A 23,028-nucleotide genomic window follows, 5' to 3' on the forward strand; every position below is an offset into this window, starting at 1 on the left:
GTCCTTATTGGAATTATTGGATTCGCAGCAGCATCAGGCTGAATCGGATTAATCGATTCAGCTACCAACCGAGTCTAGTCAAAATGCAGACAAACAGGAAATGCAATTCAGACGAAGTCGTCGCTGAAATACACAAAAGAAAAAAGCCCGATAACCCGCCAAAAAAGGGGATCTATCGGGCCATGCACCCAGAAGCGGGAGGTGCCAAGGGGAAGTCGATTCAGTAGAGCGCGCAGCAATGCTTCAGATCAGGCCACCTGAGCCAGTTTGGCGATGGCCTGGTTCATACCCTTCTCGACGAAGTCACCGCCCATATTCAAGCCTTCAGCGTGGATGAAGGTAACGTCGTGAATGCCGATGAACGCCAGTACCTGACGCAGGTACGGTTCCTGATGGTCCAGGCTGCTGCCAGCGTAGATACCGCCGCGAGCCGTAAGAACGATGGCGCGTTTGCCGACCAGCAGACCCTGCGGACCGGTTTCGCCATATTTGAAGGTCACACCGGCACGCAATACATGATCCAGCCATGCCTTGAGGGTGCTCGGGATTGCGAAGTTGTACATCGGTGCGGCGAGTACCAGAACGTCCGTTGCAACCAGCTCATCGGTCAGTACATCAGAGCGCTCCAGTGCGGCTTGCTCTAGAGCCGAGCGCTGATCGGCGGGCTTCATCCAGCCACCCAGCAATGTCGAATCCAGATGCGGCACAGGGTCTGCGGCCAGATCACGAACCGTCACTTGATCAGCAGGATGCGCGGTTTGCCACTGGCCGATGAACTGTTGAGTCAATTGGCGGGAAACCGAACCTTGCTGACGGGCGCTGCTTTCGATGACGAGAACGTGGGACATGATCTGTGGCTCCAACGAAGAAAATGTGTTCGATGGAGTGAAGGTTAAATGTGAACATATCGATTAAAAAGCGTAAAAACCTGCTACAAAATATCTAATAACTTGTTTTGTCCTAGCGCTCGTTTACCCTGATACCTGCCATGTCAGGCTCTGTAGGAGCTGACGAGCACCGCGAGGCTGCGATTGCGGTGTGTCAGGCGAATCGCTATCGCAGCCTCGCGGTGCTCGTCAGCTCCTACAAGGCGCGAATCAATCCAGAAAAACGGCACACGGCTACCAGCATCATTCGGTTTTACAGGTAAGACTGATGCGCAGTTTGATAATGCTGCGGTTGAATTTGGCGGTCACGTCCGCGCTTTTTTTTGCGGCCACGGTAATGCGCCGGGTACGGGGAGCTTCGGGGCCGTTGCGAAACACCACGCTGCATTTGGCGTCGACGTCGCCGTAGTTGTTCACGGTGATGGAGCCCATGTCGTGAAAACTATCGTGAGCGGTGTAGTCGACTTGAACGCCCTCGTAGCTTTTCTCAACCTCGATGGGGTACGCCCAAGCCGTCAACGGCAGCAGCGCCAGCAATACACAACAGATTCTGTTCATCGGCAGTCTCCAGAAGGGATTGCAGATTAGGATAAAGCGCAGCAAAAGAGGAGCATCACATGAAAGCCCCCCGCGTCACTCTCGATCAATGGCGAACCTTGCAGGCCGTGGTCGATCACGGCGGCTTCGCCCAGGCAGCCGACGTGTTGCACCGCTCGCAATCGTCAGTCAGCTACACCGTGGCGCGTATGCAGGAGCAACTTGGCGTGCCGCTGTTGCGCATCGACGGGCGCAAGGCGGTGCTGACCGAAGCGGGTGGCGTGCTGCTGCGCCGCTCCCGTCAATTGGTCAAACAAGCCAGCCAGCTTGAAGACCTTGCCCATCACATGGAGCAAGGCTGGGAAGCCGAAGTGCGTCTGGTGGTGGACGCCGCGTATCCCAACGCAAGACTGGTCCGGGCACTGACCGCCTTCATGCCGCAAAGCCGTGGCTGCCGCGTCAGGCTGCGCGAAGAAGTGCTGTCAGGGGTAGAAGAAGTCTTGCTCGAAGGCGTTGCCGATCTGGCGATCAGTGGCTTCAGCATTCCTGGTTATCTGGGCACTGAAATGAGCACCGTGGAGTTCGTCGCCGTCGCCCACCCGGAACATGCACTGCATCAATTGCACCGAGAACTGACCTTTCAGGATCTGGAAAGCCAGTTGCAAGTGGTGATCCGCGATTCCGGCCGTCAGCAACCCCGAGACGTCGGCTGGCTGGGCGCTGAGCAGCGCTGGACGGTCGGCAGCCTGCCGACCGCCGCGACATTTGTCAGCAGTGGTCTAGGCTTTGCCTGGTTGCCGCGTCACCTGATCGAACGCGAACTGCGTGAAGGTGTACTCAAGGCATTGCCGATGGACAAAGGTGGCAGTCGTAACCCGACCTTCTATCTTTACTCCAGCAAAGACAAACCACTGGGGCCAGCGACGCAGATTCTCATCGAACTGATCCGCACCTTTGATACCGCACCGCTGACCGCTGCTTTCGCCGCGCCTCAACAAGCCTGACAAGGACCTGTCCATGGCCCATTTCGAACATGACGGCTGCTCGTTGCATTACGAAGAATATGGCCAGGGCCCACCCTTGCTATTGCTGCATGGCCTGGGCTCAAGCTGCCGGGACTGGGAGTATCAGATCCCGGCATTCGCCGCCCGTTATCGGGTCATCGCCATGGACATGCGCGGCCACGGGCGCTCCGACAAACCCCGGGAGCGCTACAGCATTCGTGGCTTCAGTGCCGATGTCGAAGCGCTGATCGAGCACCTCAATCTGGGCCAGGTGCATGTACTGGGGCTGTCCATGGGTGGGATGATCGGTTTCCAGTTAGCGGTGGATTATCCTCATTTGCTGAAAAGCCTGTGCATCGTCAACAGTGCACCCCAGGTCAAAGTGCGCAGCGCCAACGATGTCTGGCAATACACCAAGCGTTGGGTGCTGGCGCGGCTGCTGGGCATGCGTACCCTGGGTAAAGCGGTGAGTCACAATCTGTTCCCGAAACCCGAACATGCACATTTACGCCATCTCATGGCCGAACGCTTTGCGAGCAATGACAAACGCGCTTATCTGGCCAGCTTTGATGCAATCGTCGGGTGGGGCGTCGAGCACAAGCTGTCGCGCATTACCTGCCCTACACTGGTGATCAGTGCCGATCGGGATTACACACCGGTCGCGCTTAAAGAAGCGTACGTGGGACTGATCCCGAATGCTCGACTGGTGGTCATCAAAGACTCGCGTCACGCTACGCCGCTTGAGCACCCGGAGCAGTTCAACCGTATCGCCCTGGAATTCATCGATGCCGTACAGGCGGACGTGAACGTCTAAAGCGCTTTCACGCTGGGCAAAAAAAGCCAAACGTGATTACCTTGCAGCCTGCATCGCTTCATGTGTCTGCATTATCGATCGCAGTCGAAACCATCAATCAGGATCAACTGACCCATGCTGAAAAAAATCGTCATCGCCGCCTGCTCCGTGTTGTTCGCCGCCAACCTCATGGCTGCAACACCTGCCAAGCCGACCCGCGTCGTGCTCGACACCAGCTTCGGCGCGATTGAAATCCAGCTCGAAGACCAGAAGGCTCCGATCAGCACTGCGAACTTCCTGGGCTACGTCGACAGCAACTTCTACAACAACACGATTTTCCACCGTGTGATCCCGGGTTTCATGGCCCAGGGCGGCGGTTTCACTGCGCAAATGCAGCAGAAGCCGACCAAAGATCCGATCAAGAACGAAGCGAACAATGGCCTGCATAACGTGCGTGGCACCGTTGCCATGGCCCGTACCTCGCAAGTCAATTCGGCCACCAGCCAGTTCTTCATCAACACGGCCGACAACGCCATGCTCGACAACGGCGTGCGCGACTTCGGTTACGCGGTGTTCGGCAAAGTGGTCAAGGGCATGGACGTAGTCGACCAGATCGTCAACGCCCAGTCCGGCAACAAGCAAGGCATGCAGAACGTCCCTCTCGACCCGATCTACATCAAGTCCGCCAAGCGAGTCGAATAAGCTAAACGTGTCCGCATGAAATCAGTTTAAGCATTCTTGATTTCATGCGGTCCGATCAAGGGAATATCCGCTCAGTAAGGAGAGCCCGCCTAACTCGTGGGCATCATTGCCAATGTTCTATCGTCGTTTCGAAAAACTGATCGATATCTTCCGTGACGCTCCCACCGACGCCCCGCCCAATACCGTTCTAGCTTTCTACATCTACTACCTGCGTCAGGTCTGGCCAAGCTTCGCAGCCTTGCTGGTAGTCGGCCTGGTTGGCGCGTTGATCGAAGTCGCGATGTTCAGTTACCTGAGCCGTATCATTGATCTGGCCCAGGGCACGCCCGATAAAGACTTTTTCAGTATCCACGCCAACGAGCTCATCTGGATGGCCGTGGTTGCCCTGTTGTTACGTCCGATATTCGTTGGCTTGCACGACCTGCTGGTGCACCAGACCATCAGCCCCGGCATGACCAGCATGATTCGCTGGCAGAACCACAGCTATGTGCTCAAGCAGAGCGTGCGGTTCTTCCAGAACGATTTCGCCGGGCGCATTGCCCAACGCATCATGCAAACCGGTAACTCATTGCGCGACTCGGCCGTTCAGGCTGTGGATGCGCTCTGGCACGTGTTGATCTACGCCATCAGCGCCCTGGTCTTGTTCGCTGAAGCAGACTGGCGCCTGATGATCCCGCTGCTGGCGTGGATTGCTTCATATATTGCCGCGCTCTGCTACTTCGTCCCCCGTGTGAAAGAACGCTCGGTGGTGTCCTCGGATGCGCGCTCCAAACTCATGGGGCGTATCGTTGATGGCTACACCAACATCACCACCTTGAAGCTGTTCGCTCATACCAATTACGAACAACAGTACGCCCGCGAAGCGATTATCGAACAGACCGAAAAAACCCAGCTGGCCGGTCGCGTGGTGACCGCCATGGACACCGTGATCACCACCATGAACGGGGTGCTGATCGTCACCACTACCGGTCTGGCGTTGTGGCTGTGGACCCAGTCCCTGATCTCGGTGGGCGCCATCGCCCTGGCCACTGGCCTGGCGATCCGTATCGTCAATATGTCTGGCTGGATCATGTGGGTGGTCAACGGCATCTTCGAAAACATCGGCATGGTGCAGGACGGTCTGGCGAGCATTTCCCAACCGGTCAGCGTCACCGATCGCAAGCCTGCACCGCGCTTGAACGTGGACAAGGGCGGCGTGAAGTTCGACGGTGTGGATTTCCACTATGGCAACGGTAACGGAATCATTCACGGCCTGAACCTGGACATCAGACCGGGCGAGAAAATCGGTCTGATTGGTCCATCAGGTGCGGGCAAGTCGACGCTGGTCAACCTGCTGTTGCGCATGTACGACGTACAGGGCGGACAGATCCTCATCGACGGTCAGGACATTTCCCATGTGTCTCAGGAAAGCCTGCGCGAACAGATCGGCATGATCACTCAGGACACGTCGCTGCTGCACCGCTCGATCCGTGACAATTTGCTCTACGGCAAACCGGAGGCCACCGACGAGCAGTTGTGGGAAGCCGTGCGCAAGGCTCGGGCGGATGAGTTCATCCCGCTGCTGACAGACTCCGAAGGACGCGTGGGCTTTGACGCTCAGGTGGGAGAACGCGGCGTGAAGCTGTCTGGTGGGCAACGCCAGCGTATCGCCATCGCCCGTGTACTCCTAAAGGACGCGCCGATTCTGATCATGGATGAAGCCACTTCAGCGCTGGATTCGGAAGTCGAAGCAGCCATTCAGGAAAGCCTGGAAACCTTGATGCGAGGCAAAACCGTGATCGCCATCGCCCACCGCCTGTCGACGATTGCCCGAATGGACCGGCTGGTCGTGCTGGAAAACGGCCGCATTGCTGAAAGCGGTACCCACGCTGAACTGCTGGCGCATGGTGGCTTGTATGCACGGCTGTGGCAGCATCAGACCGGTGGGTTTGTGGGGATTGATTGATTCTGTTAGACCCTACAACTGATGGGTTGGAATACCCCCTGTGGGGCTCTGGACCTTGTAGGACTGGCTTTAGCCGGGAGGGCGGTATTTTTGGCGATGGATATTTAGCGAAAGGTCCGACGTCCTCCCGGCTAAAGCCAGTCCTACGGGATTGTGTAAGGGCATGAGGAACGTGATTGGTATAGTCCCCACGTTGAACCGCGCAAGACTCAAACCTGCCGATACGGCAGCGCTCCTTTGGCATCTTCGGCATACGCCAGGATGCCAACCCTTTCCTGGTCAAGAAAATCACTGACCGCGTCCTTCAGCCCGGCATGGGTCAAGTAGTGCCATGAACGGGTGATGACCGGCTCGAAGCCGCGAATCAATTTGTGCTCGCCTTGCGCCCCGGCATCGAAACGCTTCAGGCCATGGGCGATGGCGTAATCCATGCCCTGATAGAAACACGTCTCGAAATGCAGGCGGTCGAACTCCGCGAGACATCCCCAATAGCGCCCGTAAAAACTGTCCCCCCCCAACAAGCTGAACGCCATGGCCACCGGCCGTGAACCTTGTCGTGCCAGCACCACCCGGATGGCCTCAGGCATGCGCTCGGCCAACAGACTAAAGAACTCACGCGTCAGATACGGCGATTGCCCACGCACCTCGTAGGTATTGGAGTAACAGGCATATACGAAATCCCAGAGCAGCTCGCTTAGCTGATGGCCTTCGAGCCAGTCGAACTCGATGCCCTGCCCCGCTACCTGCTCGCGCTCCTTGCGCATCTGCTTGCGCTTGCGCGAACTCAAGGCATCGAGGAAGTCCTGAAAATCCCGATAGCCACGGTTTTGCCAATGAAACTGGCAACCATAACGCTGTAGCCAGCCTGGCTGCTCGTCCAGAAACGCATCGGCCAAGGGGTCGGTGAAATTAACGTGTGCGCTTGAGAGTTCCTGGTCCTGAAGATAACCGGGCACAGCATTGAGCAACTCAATGCCGGCCTCAGGCGACGCCGACAAAATCCTTGCGCCACTCACCGGACTGAACGGCACCGCCACCAGCAGTTTGGGGTAATACGCGATGCCCGCGCGACGGCAAGCATCAGCCCAACTGTGATCGAACACGTACTCGCCGTAAGAGTGCCACTTGCGATACGCAGGCATCGCCGCGACCAGCTCACCATTCTGATAATTGAGCAGGTGTTCAGCCTGCCAGCCCGAGCGTGGCCCGAGGCTACCGCTGTCTTCCAGCGCACTGAGAAACGCATGGCGCACGAACGGCTGCCCCCCCGGAACCAGTGCGTCCCATTGGGCAGGCACGACGTTATCAAGGGTAGATATCTGGACGGGCATGCGGACTTCCCCAACTGAATCGAGCGACGCAGCAGTATCCCCCATCAGTCGACAATGGTCACCCGTCTCGGCTTCGAAGGCTCTAGCTCAAGGCTTACAGACTTTTAAATGTCACCGAGACGCCATCGTTGTGCCACCTTTTTGTCATAACCCATCGTGATACTGGCGCCTGTTTTTAGAACCGGGGGTACTAACCCTCAGACGCCCTGCCTGTGGGGCGGTTTCCCCAGGATGACCTGATGTCGTCCTTATTCACGTTATGGAGATCAACATGCGTCTTGTTTCTACACGTACTGCTTCGGCCCTGTGTGGTGGCCTGGTATTGGCAATGGCTATTCCTGCCAATGCCGCAGTCGACGCTAAATTGCTGGACATGCTGAAGGCTAACGGCTCTATCAACGCAGCCCAGTACGCTGAACTGCAGACCGAACTGGCCAAAGACCAGGCAGCACAGAAACAAGCACTCGCAGATGTGCAGAACACCAAGACAGCCTCCCAGGCCGAGTTCGAGAAAAAAGTCGCCTGGGCGACCAAGACTCAGTTCAAGGGTGATGTGCGTGTTCGCCAGGAATTCGTCAACGTCGAAGGGCAGAGCAACAGTCAGGACCAGAGCCGCCAGCGTATCCGGGCAAGACTGGGTGCCTATACCGAAATCAACCCGCAAGTGAACACGGGTATTCGCATCGCCACCGGCGGCACCAGCGGTGATGGTCGCTCTACCAACGCGGATCTGGATAACAAGTTCGCCAAGAAAAACCTGTGGCTGGACCTGGGCTACATCGACTACGCCCCGACAGCCATCAAGAACCTGCACATCATCGGCGGCAAGATGAACCAGCCGTGGGTCAGCATGGGCGATATCATCTGGGACAGCGACCTCAACCCTGAAGGCCTGGCAGCGACCTACAGCTTGCCACTGGGCGGCAAAACCGAGTTGTTCGGCAGCGCGGGTCATTACACCCTCAACAACAATATCGACGGTGAAGGCACGCAATTCCGTCATGACCTACGCATGTATGCCGGTCAGTTGGGTGCCAGGTTCGCGCCGACAGACAACCTGAAAGTTACCTTGGGCGGTAGCGTCTACGGTTTCGACAACGATGACGATGAGGGCGCAGCCGGTCTTGCAGTCAACGGTAATACACCGACTGAGTTCCAGTTATACGAAGGTTTCGGTCAGATAGATATCAGCGGCCTGGCTGTACCACTGGGTGTGTATGGTCAATACGTCGTCAACGACAAAGCCTCTGACGGCAATGACACGGCCTGGCTGGCGGGTGTGAAAACCAAGGTGTTCGGTTTCGGTCTGGACTACAACTACCGCGATGTACAACGCAATGGCGTGGTCGGCGCGTTCACCGACTCGGACTTCGCCAACGGCTTCACCGGCTCACGCGGTCACAAGTTGAAAGTTGGTTACGAAATCGACAAGAACTTCACGATTGGTGCCACTTACCTGTTGGCCGATGCTGACCACATCCCTAACGCCGGGCGCACCGACGCAGATGCAAAAACCCTGCAGCTGGATCTGGAAGCGAAGTTCTAAAGAGCACCGCGACACGTTTCAGGCTTCAAGCGGCACAGCTCCCGTCGCTTGACGTCGCAAAGACCTTACAGCTCGACGTTGCCCTGGCGATCCCCATCATCCGTTCGCCAGGGCAAGGTCGGGCTTTTTTTTCGATACCACTTCGTCGGAGTTCCGAAGGCTGTGGCGGCTTTTCATCTGACGCCCCAACATCGTCGCCTCTGGAAGCCCGCCGCCCTCAACGCTTGCGCAGAATCACGCTGCCAATCGAATAACCTGCGCCAAACGAACTCAGCACGCCCAGCGCGCCGCTTGGCAGGTCATCCTGATAGGTGTGAAACGCGATCACGGACCCCGCCGAACTGGTGTTCGCATACGTGTCGAGAATCACCGGTGCTTCTTCGACCGAGGCGTCGCGGCCCAAGAGCTTTTTGACGATCAAATGGTTCATGCTGAGGTTGGCCTGATGCAGCCAAAAGCGCTGCACATCGCTGACGTTCAGGCTATTTTCATGCAGGTGCGTACCCACGAGTTCGGCGACCATCGGACAAACTTCGCGAAACACCTTGCGGCCTTCCTGGACGAACAATTTGTCGGGCGCGCCTTCGCCCTCTTCTGCTGTGCGGTTGAGAAAACCGAAGTTGTTACGGATGTTGTTGGAAAAGCTGGTCAGCAACTTGGTGCCGAGAATATCGAACTGATGCGCCGACGTGGCCAGATCGGCACGCTCAACCAGCACAGCCGTGGCGGCATCACCGAAGATGAAGTGGCTGTCGCGGTCACGGAAATTCAGGTGTGCAGTGCAGATTTCCGGGCTGACGACCAATACTGCGCGGGCCTGGCCCAATTGCACGCTGTTGCTTGCTGCCTGAATTCCGAAGGTTGCCGATGAACAGGCGACGTTCATGTCAAAGCCGAAACCCTGAACACCCAATGCTGCCTGAATTTCGATGGAAATCGCCGGGTAGGCGCGTTGCAGGTTCGAGCAGGCGACGATGACGCCATCGACATCGGCAGCGGTCTTGCCTGCACGTTGCAAGGCTTGCTCAGCAGCAGCGACACCCATCTGGCAGAGGATCGACCATTCATCATTGGAGCGCTCGGGCAAGCGCGGCTTCATGCGGTGCGGATCAAGAATACCGTCCCTGTCCATGACAAAACGGCTTTTGATGCCCGAGGCTTTTTCGATAAAGGCGGCATTGGATTCAGTCAGCGCCTGGACTTCGCCACGCTCGATGGCGGCAGCGTTCTCGCTGTTGAATTGAGCAACGTAGGTATTGAAAGACTGCACCAGCTCTTCATTGGAAATGCTGTTGGCCGGGGTGTACAGGCCTGTGCCGCTGATGACGACGTTGTGCACGGTCGTTCCTCTCTTATTGATCAATGCAGGTAACGACCTGCTCGGGCATCGCGGCGGCCCCACTTTTTTGGGACCGACGTACCAATGCAAAACGGTAAAACACCCTTGGTGCGGACAAGCTTTGGCAACGCTCAGGGGTTCAAGGGCCGAAGTGTGCCATATCGGCCCCTATATTGGGGAGTTTGAACAGAAGACCTGTAGGTGCTCGTGCGATCAGGTGAGTACGTATATCTGAGCGGTGCCTGGGCCGAGCCGCATCCGGACGATAAAGGATAACGCGGTGTGTCTTCCAGCCGCGTCTCATGTATCGCGGGCAAGCCTCGCTCCCACACGTTTTGCGCATGACCCACGCACTGGGTGCTGTATCAAACCTGTGTGAGATTCTATGTTCGCCTGTAAGCCTGTGGGAGCGAGGCTTGCCCGCGATGCAGACGACTCGGTTTGTCAGCCATTACCGTGTCATCGTTCATCGCGAGCAAACTCACTCACAGATATCCGTTTGAACGGCCTACCCCTCCACTTGGCTCCATTGCTTGCTCAAGCGCTTGTCGGACACCGGCATTCTGGTCCCCAGTTGCTGGGCGAACAGCGACACGCGGTATTCCTCCAGCCACCAGCGATAGGCGGTCAGCTCCAGATCCCGCTTGCCCTCCTGAGCGTGTTTGCTGGCGCGGGCCTGGTATTGAGCCCAAAGCCCGGCCAGTTCGATGCTCCAGACCCGGTCCTTCTGCACCTGGCTTGGGAGTTTCTCCAAACGCATTTCGATGGCTTTCAGGTAACGCGGTAACTCTTTGAGCCATTGCGCCGGAGTTTCGCGGACGAAGCCCGGATAGACCAACTGCCCCAGCTGCGACTTGATGTCGTTGAGCGCGACCGCCTCGGCCAGATTGATCTTGCCCTTGAAGCGCTTTTGCAGGCCGTGCCAGAGCTTGAGGATATCCAGTGTCAGCTTCGCCAGACGTTCGGCGTGTTCTGTCCATGCGCCACGCTTGCGTTCGGCCAATGCCAGCAGCCCGGCACCGTCACGGGGCAAGCTCTCCTCGCCCTCCAGCACACAGCTGTCGAGGCTGGCCAGCAGAATGTCTTCGACCAGCGCGTCGATGCGCCCCAACTCGCGATACAGCAATGCCAGTTCGGTCTGGCCCGGCAGTTTACTGCGCAGGAACTTGGCCGGTTCAGCCAATTGCTGCAACAGCAAACGTTGCAGGGCACGGCGATGCTGGTATTCAGCTTCGGCGGAAGTCGAGAAGCGCCCCTCCTTGACCGTACCTGATTCTTCGACCAGCGCAGGGTAAACCGTCATGGAAAGCCCGGCGATGTTCTGCTGGGTTTTTTCCGCCACCGGCGCGAAGACTTTCGCCTCCACGGGCTGCTGACCTTTCGCTGACTGCGGAACCGCCAGGGCAGCCTGACTGGCTTCGGCAAAGCGTGCCGTCAATTCGTCCAGCTCGCGGCCTTCGCCGAGGAATTTGCCGTTGCCGTCGACAATTTCCAGATTCATTTTCAGATGACTTTCAAGCTGCTGCGCGGCTTCAGCCCAGGCTTCGTCACTGACTCGCGCACCGGTCATGCGCAGCAATTCGCGGCCCAGCGCCTGGGGCAACGAACCTTCGCCAAACGTAATGCGCTGCAACGCTGCCTTGATAAAGTCCGGGACCGGCACGAAGTTCTTGCGAATTGCCTTGGGCAGGTTGCGGACCAGCGCGATGCACTTGGTTTCCAGCAAGCCCGGCACCAACCATTCCAGCCGCTCGGCGGGCAACGACAGCAACAACGGCGCAGGTACGCGTAAGGTCACGCCATCGCGAGGATGATTGGGTTCGAAGTGATAAGTCAGCGGCAGGGTCAGATCGCCCAGCTTTAGGGTATCCGGGTAATACGCTGCGGTGACTTCATTGGCCTCGCGGGCCAACACGTCTTCTTCGCGCATGATCAACAGTTGCGGGTTCTTCTGACTCTCGGTTTTGTACCAGTGATCGAAGGTCGCAGCCTGATGAATCTCGGCGGGAATTCGTGCCTCGTAAAAGCCGTAAAGCGTGTCTTCGTCGGCGAGAATGTCGCGGCGACGCGCCTTGGCTTCCAGTTCGTCGAGGGTTTCCAGCAATCGGGTATTGGCGCTCAGGCACTTGGCGCGAGAGTTGATCTCGCCACGCACCAACCCTTCGCGGATGAACAGTTCTCGGGAGACCACCGGATCAATCGGCCCGTAGTGCACCGGACGACGGCCGACCACGATCAGGCCAAACAAGGTGATCTGTTCGAACGCCACGACCTGGCCGCGCTTCTTTTCCCAATGCGGCTCGAAGTGGTTCTTCTTGATCAAATGCCCGGCCAGCGGCTCGATCCAGTCTGAATCGATCTTGGCGACCATGCGCGCATACAGTTTGGTGGTTTCCACCAGCTCAGCGGTCATCAACCATTGCGGCCGCTTCTTGCCCAACCCTGACGACGGGTGAATCCAGAAGCGCCGTTGCCGTGCGCCGAGGTAATCGCCTTCGTCGGCTTTCTGCCCGATTTGGCTGAGCAGACCGGAGAGAATCGCTTTGTGGAATTTCGGGTAGTCGGCGGGCTCTTTGTTGACCGTCAGTTGCAGGTCTCGACAGATCAAACCCAACTGCCGGTGGGAGTCACGCCACTCCCGCAGCCGCAGGTAGTTGAGGAAGTTACGACGGCACCAGTTGCGCAGCGGGCTGGCGGTCAGGGCCTGACGCTGCTCTTCGAAACCACGCCACAGATTGACCAGTCCGGCGAAGTCCGAATCGGCGTCCTTCCATTGTGCGTGCGCCTGATCCGCCGCTTGCTGACGCTCCGGCGGACGCTCGCGCACATCCTGCACGGACATGGCGCTGGCGACGATCAGGACTTCCTGCAAACTGCCCTGCTTCGCCGCTTCCAGCAACATGCGCCCCATGCGCGGGTCCACCGGCAAGCGTGCCAACTGGCGGCCCAGCGGTGTCAGCTGATTTTCGCGGTTAACCGCCGACAGTTCCTGCAAGAGGTTGAAACCGTCGCTGATGGCTTTGCCATCTGGTGGCTCAATGAACGGGAAGTCCGTGATCTCGCCCAGGCGCAGATGCAGCATCTGCAGGATCACTGCGGCGAGGTTGGTGCGCAGGATTTCCGGATCGGTAAACTCCGGCCGCCCGTTGAAGTCTTCTTCGCTGTACAGCCGCACACACAGGCCCGGCTCAACCCGGCCGCAACGGCCTTTACGCTGGTTGGCACTGGCTTGGGAAACGGCCTCAATGGGCAAGCGCTGTACCTTGGCGCGATAGCTGTAGCGGCTGATGCGCGCGGTCCCGGTGTCGATCACGTAACGGATGCCCGGAACGGTCAACGAAGTTTCAGCAACGTTGGTTGCCAGTACCACACGCCGTCCCGGATGCGACTGGAAAATCCGCTGCTGCTCGGCAGGCGACAGGCGCGCATACAGCGGCAGGATTTCCGTATGTTTGAGCTGCGCCTTACGCAGCATTTCTGCAGCGTCACGGATTTCACGCTCGCCGGGCAGGAACACCAGCACATCGCCAGGGCTCTTGCGTTCACTGCGTTCGAAAGCGGCCAGCTCGTCCAGCGTCGCGAGAATCGCCTGATCAACCGTCAGGTCATCTTCGACGCTGCTGCCCTCTTCGTCCTGCTGGGAGGTCAGCGGGCGATACCAGGTTTCCACCGGGAACGTCCGACCGGAAACCTCGACGATAGGTGCGTCATTGAAGTGCTCGGAAAACCGCTGCAAGTCGATGGTCGCCGACGTGATGATGACTTTCAGGTCCGGGCGACGTGGCAGCAGGGTTTTCAGGTAACCCAGCAGGAAGTCAATGTTGAGGCTGCGCTCGTGGGCTTCGTCGACGATGATCGTGTCGTAGCGCTCAAGAAAGCGGTCGTGCTGGGTTTCCGCCAGCAGGATACCGTCGGTCATCAGCTTGATCAGGGTGCTGCTGTCGCTCTGATCTTCGAAGCGCACCTGATAACCGACCAGCGCGCCCAATGGCGTTCCCAGCTCTTCTGCCACGCGACTGCCGACGCTGCGCGCTGCGATTCGACGTGGCTGGGTGTGACCAATCAGACCGTGTTGCCCGCGACCGATTTCCAGACAGATCTTCGGCAACTGGGTGGTTTTACCCGACCCGGTTTCACCCGCAATGATCAGCACCTGGTGCTTGAGCAGCGCCTCTTTGATTTCGTCACGCTTGGCAGCGATCGGCAGGCTGTCGTCGTAACGAATCAGCGGCACGCTATCACGCCGCGCAGTGACCTGAGCACACGACGCCTGCACCTTCGCCACCCACTGCGCCAGCTTCGCCTCATCAGGCTTCTTGCGCAGCTCATGCAACTGGCGGCGCAAGCGATGACGATCGCTGATCATCGCGTGGTCGAGGTTCTTCAGGAGTTGGTCAATCGAGGGCGTTTGATCGGTCATCAGGTGCGCAGGGTCTTTTTGAAAGGTGCAAAGGCGGGGATTGTCGCAGATTGAGGTTACTTGTGACGACCTCCCATATCCGACGCGAAATTCATAATAAGCAATGGCCCACTTGGATGGTTGCGAAAGCCCATTAAAAAGACCAAAATATCGCCCAAAATGGAGCACCAAATAATGCAAAGTATCTTGGCCGACATCGCCGTCAGCGTATCCGAATTGAAGAAAAATCCCTCAGCGGTATTGAGTGGTGCCCATGGATTGCCAGTCGCAGTTCTTAACCATAACAAGGTGATGGGCTATATGGTCCCCGCAGAGGTCTTCGAGGCCATGATGGAGCGTCTTGACGATCTCGATCTCGCCGACCTTATCAAGTCGCGCCAGCATGAAAAGCCCGTGCCGGTAGACATTGATGACCTTTAAGCTTGAGTTTCTGCCATCAGCATTGAAAGAGTGGGAAAAGCTGGGCCATACAATTCGTGACCAGTTGAAGAAGAAGCTTCAAGAGCGACTCAGCCTGCCAAGAGTTCCGGGTGATGCTTTGCATGGCATGCCGGACCACTACAAGATCAAACTGCGCAGCGCAGGTTATCGACTGGTGTATCGGGTCGAAGATGACCGAGTGGTCGTTACTGTGGTCGCGGTTGGTAAGCGGGAGCGTGGCGATGTGTACGCCGCAGCCGGGAACCGATGAGGTTCTTGCGTGAGACTCTACTGGGCCGCATTCGAACCTAGAACGATAATGCGTTCGCGGAGAAGCACAGCTCCAACAGACGATCACAAAACCTGTGGGAGCCGGGCTTGCCCGCGATAAGAACACCGCATATATCAGGTCTGTCGCGTCCAGCCTTATCGCGGGCAAGCCTCGCTCCCACAGGTTTTTTGATCACCTGTAGGAGCGAAGCCTGGCAGAAGAACTTTTACTTCTTCAACCCCAACTTCTTCAGTTCCTCATCGCGCAACTCACGCCGCAGGATCTTGCCGACGTTTGTAGTAGGCAGTGAGTCGCGGAATTCGACGCTACGCGGGACTTTGTAGCCGGTCAGGTTGGCACGCATGTGTTCCATGACTTGATCCTTGGTCAGGGTCATGCCCGGTTTGACCACCACGAACACCTTGATCGCTTCGCCGGATTTATCGTCTGGAACGCCAATGGCCGCACACTGCACCACGCCCGGCAAGGTCGCCAGCACGTCTTCGAGCTCATTAGGGTAAACGTTGAAGCCGGAGATCAGGATCATGTCTTTCTTGCGATCGACAATCCGCATGTAGCCGTCGGGCTGGATTATTGCGATATCGCCGGTCTTGAGCCAGCCATCCGCGTCGATCATTTCATCGGTCGCGTCCTGACGCTCCCAATAGCCTTTCATCACCTGTGGGCCTTTGATGCACAGCTCGCCAACTTCACCCAGCGGCAAATCGTTGCCTGCGTCGTCGATGACTTTGCACAACGTCGAAGGCGCCGGAATGCCGATGGTGCCAACCTGAATATTCTGGTTAGGGTTGCAACTGGCTACCGGGCTGGTTTCGGTCATGCCGTAGCCTTCGCAAATGGCGCAGCCAGTCACTTCTTTCCAGCGTTCCGCGGCGGCCAGTTGCAAGGCCATGCCGCCGGACAGCGTCACTTTAAGGCCCGAAAAATCCAGATTGCGGAACTCGGGGCTATTGCACAGCGCCACGAACAACGTATTGAGGCCGACAAACCCAGTGAACTTCCACTTGGAAAGCTCCTTGACCATGGCGGGCAGGTCACGCGGGTTGCTGATCAGGATGTTGTGGTTGCCGATCAACATCATCGACATGCAGTGAAAGGTGAAGGCATAGATGTGATAAAGCGGCAGCGGCGTGATCACCACTTCGCTGCCTTCATTCATGTTCGAGCTCATCAAGGCCTTGCACTGCAACATGTTGGCGATCAGGTTGCGGTGGGTAAGCATCGCGCCTTTGGCCACGCCGGTGGTGCCGCCGGTGTATTGCAGCACCGCAACGTCATTGCTGGCCGGTACGGCCTCGGTGAACGAAAGGCCACGGCCTTTTTTAAGCACTTCATTGAATTTGACTGCCGCCGGCAGGTGATAAGCCGGAACCATCTTCTTCACGTACTTGATAACGCTGTTGATCAGCAGGCGCTTGAGCGTCGGCAGCATGTCCGCCACTTCGGTGACAATCACATGCTTGACGCCGGTCTTGGGCACGACCTTTTCAGCCAGATGCGCCATGTTCGCCAGGCACACCAGGGCCTTGGCACCGGAATCCTTGAACTGGTGTTCCATTTCCCGCGCGGTATACAGCGGGTTGGTATTGACCACGATCAGACCGGCGCGCAAGGCACCGAATACGGTGATGGGGTATTGCAGGACGTTGGGCAACTGCACGGCGATACGATCACCGGGTTGCAAATCGGTATGGTGCTGAATCCAGGCGGCAAAAGCGCCCGACTTTTCATACAGCTCACCATAGGTGAGGGTCTGGCCCAGATTGGTGAACGCCGGCTTGCTGGCGAAACGCTCGCAAGACTGCTTCAATACGGCCTGGACGTTGGGGTATTCGTCAGGATTGATCTCGGCAGGTATGCCAGACGGATACTTGTCCTTCCAGAAGTTTTCAATCATGGAAGCCGGGCTCCTCAGCGACAGCGAATTCTTCACACCGCTTGAATGCGATGATTTTTTTGTGTTTTGGAATTGTGCAGTTCACGCTTTGTTGCTTAATGACGGGTCAAAAGCGGGCCGAGAGTAGCAGCTTTGCAAATGGCCGCCTAGAGGCAAGGAAGGCCTCTTCAGTCACTTAAATGACTCAAGAATTAATAGCAGTCACGTTTAGAGTTTTAATTCTATTTATTGTGGATCTGGCTGGAATGGCCGGGTTAGAGCTGCTGATAGAAATCCCACTTTGAAATACATTCTGTGGGAGCAGAGCTTGCTCGCGATAAGGCTGGACGCGATTCACTTCAGATCCCGTCCAGCCTTATCGCGAGCAAGCTCTGCTCCTATCAAACAAGAAAATAACTACCTGATCTGGAATGCATTTTCTGTAGGAGTGAGCTTGCTCGCGATAGCTTCAGCACAGGCAATATATTCATCGACCAACAGATCGAATCGCGAGCAAGCTCACTCCTACAGGTCCCGTGTTTGCTGCGCGACAGCGTGGTGTCAGGGACACCGGGGCAGCTCCCACAGGAATCACTGATGATGTGGGGCTGGCTTTAGCCGGGAGAGCACCCTTTCAGCCGATAAAATGCATCGACCTAGTGGCCTCCTCCCAGCTAATGCCGGTCCTACGGAAAATCCAGCAATCTACGTATTGCTCAAGCGAGATCCCGCAACTCCCTCCTGAGAATCTTGCCCACCGGCGTCATCGGTAAGGACTCGCGCAGCACGATCTGTTTGGGTACTTTGTAGCCGGTGAAGTTTTCTTTGCAGAACAGCTTCAGTTCTTCAACGCTGACGCCGCCTTCGCGAGGCACCACAAACAGTTTCACCGCCTCCCCCGAGCGCTCGTCCGGTACACCAATCACGGCGCAGTTGGCGACGCCCGGATGCCCCATCACCACATCTTCAATTTCATTCGGGTAGACATTGAAACCCGACACGATGATCAGGTCCTTCTTGCGATCGACGATGCTGACAAAGCCATCGGCTTCGATCACTGCGATATCACCGCTCTTGAACCAGCCATCAGCATCCAGCGCTTCGGCGGTTGCTTCCGGACGTTGCCAGTAACCGAGCATCACCTGCGGGCCTTTGATGCACAGCTCGCCGCGTTCGCCTGACGGCAACTCGTTACCCGCATCATCAATGACCTTCATCAACGTGCCTGGCACGGGAATGCCAACCGTACCTAGACGCGCATGCTCGCCATAAGGATTGGCGCTGGCCACGGGCGAGGTTTCGGTCAAACCATAGCCTTCGACAATTCGGCAACCGGTCATCTGCTCCCAGCGCTCCGCCGTGGCCTTGACCAGCGCCGTGCCGCCGGAGTTGGTGCTTTTCAGGCTGGAGAAATCCAGCGACTTGAAGTCCGGGTGATTCATCAAGGCCACGAACAGCGTGTTGAGGCCGATCATCGCCGTGAATCGCCACTGGCCAAGCTCCTTGATGAAGCCGCCAATGTCTCGGGGATTGGTGATCAGAATGTTGTGATTGCCGCTGACCATCATGCACATGCAATTCGCTGTGAATGCATAGATGTGATAAAGCGGCAGCGGCGCGATCATGATCTCCTTGCCTTCCTGGAACACTGGTTGCCCGTCGCTGCCATGCTGCGACATACAGGCGTAAACCTGCTGCATGTTGGCGACGAGATTGCCATGGCTGAGCATCGCGCCTTTGGCCAGGCCGGTGGTGCCGCCGGTGTATTGCAGCACCGCGATGTCACTGAGTTGCAGGGCCACTGGATTCAATCGATGGCCTTGCCCCTGATGCAGTGCAGCTTTGAAACGGGTTGCCTGCGGCAAGTGATAGGCCGGGACCAGCTTCTTGACCTTGTCGACGATGGTGTTGATCAGCCAGCCTTTGGCGGTCGACTGCATGTCGCCCATCTTCACTTCGATCAGGTACTGAATATCGGTATCGGGCAGCACTTCCTGGACGAGCTTGCCGAACATGTTCAGATAAACCAGCGCCCGGGCGCCGGAATCCTTGAACTGATGGCGCATTTCCCGAGCGGTGTACAAAGGGTTGGTGTTGACTACGATCAGGCCGGCGCGCAAGGCACCGAATACGGTAATCGGGTATTGCAGCAAGTTGGGCATCTGTACCGCGATGCGATCACCGGGTTTGAGGTCAGTGTGCTGCTGCAGCCATGCCGCAAAGGCGGCGGAATGACGATCCAGTTCAGCATAAGTCAGGGTCACCCCCATGTTGCTGAACGCCGGGCGGTCGGCAAACTTGCGACAACTGCGTTCGAATACCTCAACAACCGACGTGTACGCCTGCAAATCCACTTCAGACGGGACGCCTGCCGGTCGCTTGTCGCTCCAGAAATCAGGTTGCATTGTTTTTATCCTCTTACCTGAGATTACCTGAGACTGTCTGGCCCACGATGATGGCGCGGGGACTTCGCGGACGTTAGCAGCTAAAACAGGGAAGGCAAACAGAGAAGGACGCGACATCATTACCATGAATTACAGAGCTGGCCGGTCTGCAATTCTTCAGTCACTCTACACTCCACAAACAGAGCGTTTTAACGCCGTTCCTACCGTTTCCGGAGTTGTCATGAAACATCAGCCGTTCTGGCTCGACGCCAGCGACCGAAGCCGTCTGTACGTCAACGTATGGTTACCTGAGGTCGAGCCAAAAGCGGTGGTCATGCTGTCTCACGGCATGGCCGAACACAGCGGCAGATATGCGCGCCTGGGCATGGCACTGGGCGAAGCCGGGTATGCACTGTATGCCCACGACCAGCGCGGCCATGGCAAGACCGCTGATCAAGGCATGCTCGGCCATTACGCTGACGAACAGGGCTGGGCGAAAGTAGTCGGTGATCTGGCCAGCGTTGCTCAAGCCATTGGCCAGCGCCATCCTGATGTACCGGTTTTCCTGCTGGGCCACAGCATGGGCAGCTACATCGCTCAAGCCTATTTACAGCACCACGGCGCCGGCCTGCAGGGAGCGATCCTCAGTGGCTCCAATTTCCAGCCAGTCGCTCTGTATCGCGGCGCTCGCGTGATCGCCCGTCTGGAGCGCTTTCGCCAGGGCAACACAGGCCGTAGCCGACTGATCGAATGGCTTTCGTTTGGCTCATTCAACAACGCGTTCAAACCGGCACGTACCTGTTTTGACTGGCTCAGCCGCGATCCTGATGAGGTCGACAAGTATGCGCTCGACCCATTGTGCGGCTTCCGCTGCACCAATCAACTCTGGGTGGACATGCTTGGCGGCCTGCAGCAAATCAGCAAGCGGTCGAATCTGGCGCAGATCGATCCGGGCTTGCCGTTGCTGGTAATTGGCGGCGAATGTGATCCGGTGAGTGATGGCAAGCGTCTGAAAGATCTTGCCGACGCATTGGTCGCGGCAGGCCACCAGATGTTACAACTGAAGATCTACCCGCAGGCGCGGCATGAACTGCTCAACGAAACCAATCGTGATGAAGTCACCCGTGATCTAATCGACTGGCTGGAACAGGCAATGCATCAGCCGAGACCGCGTCGGGCGGAATAAACGCTGCGTTTGACATCAATATTCAATTTTCAGGATCACTCATGACCCAGGTTACCAACACGCCGTACGAAGCCCTCGAAGTCGGTCAGACCGCCTCATACAGCAAGACTGTCGAAGAACGTGATATCCAGTTGTTCGCCGCGATGTCGGGCGACCACAACCCGGTCCACCTCGACGCTGAATACGCGGCCTCGACCATGTTCAAAGAGCGCATCGCCCACGGCATGTTCAGCGGCGCATTGATCAGCGCTGCAGTGGCCTGCGAGCTGCCTGGGCCGGGCACGATCTATCTCGGTCAGCAGATGACCTTTCAGAAGCCGGTCAAACTGGGCGATACCCTGACTGTGCGTCTGGAGATTCTGGAAAAGCTGCCTAAATTCCGCGTGCGCATCGCGACCCGCGTGTTCAATCAGCGTGATGAGTTGGTGGTAGACGGCGAAGCCGAAATTCTTGCGCCACGCAAGCAGCAGACCGTGACGTTGACGACGTTGCCAACGATCAGCATCGGCTGATACGGACCATTGTAGGAGCTGCCGAAGGCTGCGAAGGCGGTGTATCAGACCCACCTTTTTCGCAGCCTTCGGCAGCTCCTACAGACATAGCCAATCAAAAAAGCAAAAAAATGGGCGACCGAAGTCGCCCAAAATGCCTTGCGTGCTCTTTTTACTGGAAGGCCTCTGCTCGAGTCCTTCCAGATGAATAGTCCCTGTTCAATAGGACTAGATTAACCAGATGCGCACGGACAGGAATTGACCCAGATCAATAGCACCGCACGCTTTGTTCTAGAGCGCATGGATATCTGATTGGGTCAAAGATATTAGAGGGTTCAGCGGATCACTGTTGGAGCGAGGCTTTGCCCCGAAGCACGATATTGCGGTGTGTCTGACCTACCGAATCGACTGCTTCGCGGGCAAGCCTCGCTCCAACAGGACTGTGTTTGCTGCGAGACAGGGCGGTGCCATGGACAACGCAGTCTCTCCTACACAAAATGTACTCGGTGCGGACAGGCGCCTAGCGTTTCTTGGGCTTGTTTTTCGATTTTTTCTTGCCCTTGGCCAAAGGCATCGCCTGTTCGAATGCATCGCGCATTTCGTTGAGGCGTTTATCTTTCAGATCGTGTATCCGCTTGGCGCGCTCTGCGCCCAGGTCGATCAGGTTTTCATCTGCGCTCATGGACAACAACTCTCGAACACTGGGAAGTGGGCCAATAATGCGCAATCGCAGTGGCTATGACCAGTGGCTATCCGACAAGAAAAACCACCTTTGTTCACGCCAATCCTTTTTTGACGGCACAATTGCCGGTCAGCGCTGCTTATCAAAGGACCGAATACTCGTGCACTCAACCTATTCAGCCCCCTTGCCATTACCGGCATTGCATGGCGACCTGCCGCCGATGCTGACGCTGCGTGCCTTCGAGGCCGTGGCGCGGCATCTGAGTTTCATCAATGCAGCCCGCGAGTTGTCAGTGACGCAAAGCGCTTTAAGTCATCAGGTTCACAAACTGGAAGAGTTTCTCGAGTGCCGCCTTTTTATCCGTCGCACTCGCGCCATCGAACTGACCGAGGCAGGACGCGCTTATCAGCTACAGGTTCGACAGGCACTGGAAGGCATTGCCGCAGCGACGCGCATTATTCGCCATACTGCGCCCGCGCCCAGCGTATTGCGCATCGGCCTGCTCGCCTCGTTTGCAACGATGTGGCTGGCACCGCGTTTGTCCAGCTTCATCTCGGCCAATCCCGATATCCGCGTCGAACTGGTGCCGTCCTATGACCTGGCCGATGTGGCCGGTGGCGAAGTGGCGCTCGCGATCCGCTATGGCAAAGGTGGCTGGCCCAACGTCAATGCAACGCGCTTGATGAACGAACGTCTTTTCCCGGTGTGCAGCCCACAGTACAAAGCGGATTGGCTCGCAGCGCAACAGGTTGTCAAACAGCCTGGACTGGCGCCAGGCCCTTTGCTTACTGCTCAGGCGACCATTCCGTTCGAATGGCTGGACTGGGCCAGACAGGTGCGTATCGATATCAGCCAGCTGTCGAGTCTGATGCTGCACGACTACAACATCGTGGTTGAGGCAGCGGTCTCCGGACAGGGCATCGCCATGGGGCGTGATCGACTGATCAAGCGGCGTTTGCTGGATGGCTCGTTGGTGCAGTTGCTGACCGACGCCGTATATGAAGGGGAGATCGGCTACTGGCTGGTAACCGGCGACGAGCCACTGAATAGCGCCGCACAACGATTCGCCGACTGGCTGATCGCAGTGAGCCGCGAGAATGATTGAGCAATATCGATACGTAGGGTGAAATCTTTCAGTTTGTCGGACTGATCGCCGCCTTTCATTGTGCGCCCATCTTTATAGGGAGAGCGCC

General features: G+C 57.2%; 18 protein-coding genes. 10 read left to right on the forward strand and 8 right to left on the reverse strand.

What is annotated here, in order from left to right:
* Positions 1-248 precede the first annotated feature (248 nt).
* On the reverse strand, positions 249-848 hold the full coding sequence (locus tag AO242_RS24465; RefSeq protein ID WP_099270732.1) for an FMN-dependent NADH-azoreductase: 600 nt from the start codon (positions 846-848) through the stop codon (positions 249-251).
* A 282-nt stretch (positions 849-1,130) separates the two neighbouring features.
* Positions 1,131-1,445, reverse strand: coding sequence for a 3-phosphoglycerate kinase (locus AO242_RS24470; RefSeq protein WP_099270733.1), 315 nt, complete (start codon positions 1,443-1,445; stop codon positions 1,131-1,133).
* Positions 1,446-1,504: 59 nt separating this feature from the next.
* On the opposite strand from AO242_RS24470, the gene AO242_RS24475 reads away from it, so the two are divergent.
* The 4 genes from AO242_RS24475 to AO242_RS24490 all read left to right on the forward strand — a co-directional run bounded on the left by AO242_RS24475 (position 1,505) and on the right by AO242_RS24490 (position 5,868).
* Positions 1,505-2,428, forward strand: a complete 924-nt coding sequence (locus AO242_RS24475; RefSeq protein ID WP_027902948.1) for a LysR family transcriptional regulator — start codon at positions 1,505-1,507, stop codon at positions 2,426-2,428.
* 13 nt (positions 2,429-2,441) lie between these two features.
* Positions 2,442-3,242, forward strand: coding sequence for an alpha/beta fold hydrolase (locus AO242_RS24480; protein WP_099270735.1), 801 nt, complete (start codon positions 2,442-2,444; stop codon positions 3,240-3,242).
* A gap of 114 nt (positions 3,243-3,356) precedes the next feature.
* Positions 3,357-3,923 (forward strand): peptidylprolyl isomerase, encoded by a 567-nt coding sequence (locus AO242_RS24485; RefSeq protein ID WP_027902946.1) that lies wholly within the window; start codon positions 3,357-3,359, stop codon positions 3,921-3,923.
* Between the two features lie 112 nt (positions 3,924-4,035).
* Entirely contained in the window at positions 4,036-5,868 is a 1,833-nt protein-coding gene (locus tag AO242_RS24490) for an ABC transporter ATP-binding protein (RefSeq protein ID WP_099270737.1), read from the forward strand.
* Positions 5,869-6,077: 209 nt separating this feature from the next.
* On the opposite strand, the gene AO242_RS24495 is transcribed toward AO242_RS24490, so the two are convergent.
* Positions 6,078-7,199 carry a GNAT family N-acetyltransferase gene (locus tag AO242_RS24495; RefSeq protein WP_099270738.1) on the reverse strand — a complete coding sequence of 374 codons (1,122 nt, stop codon included), beginning with the start codon at positions 7,197-7,199 and terminating at the stop codon, positions 6,078-6,080.
* Positions 7,200-7,470: 271 nt separating this feature from the next.
* Between AO242_RS24495 and AO242_RS24500 the strand changes: the two genes are divergently transcribed.
* Complete coding sequence (locus tag AO242_RS24500) at positions 7,471-8,745, forward strand: putative porin (RefSeq protein WP_099270863.1); 1,275 nt, start codon at positions 7,471-7,473, stop codon at positions 8,743-8,745.
* Positions 8,746-8,962: 217 nt separating this feature from the next.
* Here AO242_RS24500 and AO242_RS24505 read toward each other — a convergent pair whose 3' ends face one another.
* Complete coding sequence (locus tag AO242_RS24505; RefSeq protein WP_099270740.1) at positions 8,963-10,084, reverse strand: beta-ketoacyl-ACP synthase III; 1,122 nt, start codon at positions 10,082-10,084, stop codon at positions 8,963-8,965.
* A 508-nt stretch (positions 10,085-10,592) separates the two neighbouring features.
* Positions 10,593-14,504, reverse strand: coding sequence for an ATP-dependent RNA helicase HrpA (gene hrpA / locus AO242_RS24510; protein ID WP_099270742.1), 3,912 nt, complete (start codon positions 14,502-14,504; stop codon positions 10,593-10,595).
* Positions 14,505-14,678: 174 nt separating this feature from the next.
* Between hrpA and AO242_RS24515 the strand changes: the two genes are divergently transcribed.
* Positions 14,679-14,924, forward strand: a complete 246-nt coding sequence (locus AO242_RS24515) for a type II toxin-antitoxin system Phd/YefM family antitoxin (protein WP_027900067.1) — start codon at positions 14,679-14,681, stop codon at positions 14,922-14,924.
* Complete coding sequence (locus AO242_RS24520; protein WP_027900068.1) at positions 14,914-15,195, forward strand: type II toxin-antitoxin system RelE family toxin; 282 nt, start codon at positions 14,914-14,916, stop codon at positions 15,193-15,195. Before AO242_RS24515 ends, AO242_RS24520 begins: the two co-directional genes overlap by 11 nt.
* A 226-nt stretch (positions 15,196-15,421) precedes the next feature.
* On the opposite strand, the gene fadD1 is transcribed toward AO242_RS24520, so the two are convergent.
* Together fadD1 and fadD2 are read right to left on the reverse strand one after the other, a co-directional pair.
* Positions 15,422-17,113, reverse strand: coding sequence for a long-chain-fatty-acid--CoA ligase FadD1 (gene fadD1 / locus AO242_RS24525; RefSeq protein WP_099270743.1), 1,692 nt, complete (start codon positions 17,111-17,113; stop codon positions 15,422-15,424).
* A gap of 695 nt (positions 17,114-17,808) precedes the next feature.
* Entirely contained in the window at positions 17,809-19,497 is a 1,689-nt protein-coding gene (fadD2, locus tag AO242_RS24530) for a long-chain-fatty-acid--CoA ligase FadD2 (protein WP_099270744.1), read from the reverse strand.
* A 220-nt stretch (positions 19,498-19,717) separates the two neighbouring features.
* Here fadD2 and AO242_RS24535 point away from each other — a divergent pair, with 220 nt between their 5' ends.
* Entirely contained in the window at positions 19,718-20,662 is a 945-nt protein-coding gene (locus tag AO242_RS24535) for an alpha/beta hydrolase (RefSeq protein ID WP_099270745.1), read from the forward strand.
* Between the two features lie 41 nt (positions 20,663-20,703).
* Positions 20,704-21,174 (forward strand): MaoC family dehydratase, encoded by a 471-nt coding sequence (locus AO242_RS24540; RefSeq protein ID WP_099270746.1) that lies wholly within the window; start codon positions 20,704-20,706, stop codon positions 21,172-21,174.
* 499 nt (positions 21,175-21,673) lie between these two features.
* Here the strand turns inward: AO242_RS24540 and AO242_RS24550 are convergent, their stop codons facing one another.
* Positions 21,674-21,835: a hypothetical protein gene (locus AO242_RS24550; RefSeq protein WP_049827014.1), complete on the reverse strand. Its 162-nt coding sequence runs from the start codon at positions 21,833-21,835 to the stop codon at positions 21,674-21,676.
* Between the two features lie 220 nt (positions 21,836-22,055).
* Here AO242_RS24550 and AO242_RS24555 point away from each other — a divergent pair, with 220 nt between their 5' ends.
* Positions 22,056-22,940, forward strand: a complete 885-nt coding sequence (locus tag AO242_RS24555) for a LysR substrate-binding domain-containing protein (protein ID WP_099270747.1) — start codon at positions 22,056-22,058, stop codon at positions 22,938-22,940.
* Positions 22,941-23,028: the final 88 nt, after the last annotated feature.

Source organism: Pseudomonas sp. ICMP 561 (genome assembly GCF_002699985.1).
Classification (GTDB): domain Bacteria; phylum Pseudomonadota; class Gammaproteobacteria; order Pseudomonadales; family Pseudomonadaceae; genus Aquipseudomonas; species Aquipseudomonas quasicaspiana.

Bases quoted from the DNA above. Each gene is read 5' to 3' on its own strand.
- fadD2 (WP_099270744.1), bottom strand. From the start codon at position 19,497: ATGCAACCTGATTTCTGGAGCGACAAGCGACCGGCAGGCGTCCCGTCT.
- fadD1 (WP_099270743.1), bottom strand. From the start codon at position 17,113: ATGATTGAAAACTTCTGGAAGGACAAGTATCCGTCTGGCATACCTGCC.
- AO242_RS24535 (WP_099270745.1), top strand. From the start codon at position 19,718: ATGAAACATCAGCCGTTCTGGCTCGACGCCAGCGACCGAAGCCGTCTG.
- AO242_RS24550 (WP_049827014.1), bottom strand. From the start codon at position 21,835: ATGAGCGCAGATGAAAACCTGATCGACCTGGGCGCAGAGCGCGCCAAG.
- AO242_RS24490 (WP_099270737.1), top strand. From the start codon at position 4,036: ATGTTCTATCGTCGTTTCGAAAAACTGATCGATATCTTCCGTGACGCT.
- AO242_RS24515 (WP_027900067.1), top strand. From the start codon at position 14,679: ATGCAAAGTATCTTGGCCGACATCGCCGTCAGCGTATCCGAATTGAAG.
- AO242_RS24495 (WP_099270738.1), bottom strand. From the start codon at position 7,199: ATGCCCGTCCAGATATCTACCCTTGATAACGTCGTGCCTGCCCAATGG.
- AO242_RS24485 (WP_027902946.1), top strand. From the start codon at position 3,357: ATGCTGAAAAAAATCGTCATCGCCGCCTGCTCCGTGTTGTTCGCCGCC.
- AO242_RS24470 (WP_099270733.1), bottom strand. From the start codon at position 1,445: ATGAACAGAATCTGTTGTGTATTGCTGGCGCTGCTGCCGTTGACGGCT.
- AO242_RS24520 (WP_027900068.1), top strand. From the start codon at position 14,914: ATGACCTTTAAGCTTGAGTTTCTGCCATCAGCATTGAAAGAGTGGGAA.
- AO242_RS24465 (WP_099270732.1), bottom strand. From the start codon at position 848: ATGTCCCACGTTCTCGTCATCGAAAGCAGCGCCCGTCAGCAAGGTTCG.
- AO242_RS24540 (WP_099270746.1), top strand. From the start codon at position 20,704: ATGACCCAGGTTACCAACACGCCGTACGAAGCCCTCGAAGTCGGTCAG.
- AO242_RS24500 (WP_099270863.1), top strand. From the start codon at position 7,471: ATGCGTCTTGTTTCTACACGTACTGCTTCGGCCCTGTGTGGTGGCCTG.
- hrpA (WP_099270742.1), bottom strand. From the start codon at position 14,504: ATGACCGATCAAACGCCCTCGATTGACCAACTCCTGAAGAACCTCGAC.
- AO242_RS24480 (WP_099270735.1), top strand. From the start codon at position 2,442: ATGGCCCATTTCGAACATGACGGCTGCTCGTTGCATTACGAAGAATAT.
- AO242_RS24475 (WP_027902948.1), top strand. From the start codon at position 1,505: ATGAAAGCCCCCCGCGTCACTCTCGATCAATGGCGAACCTTGCAGGCC.
- AO242_RS24555 (WP_099270747.1), top strand. From the start codon at position 22,056: ATGCTGACGCTGCGTGCCTTCGAGGCCGTGGCGCGGCATCTGAGTTTC.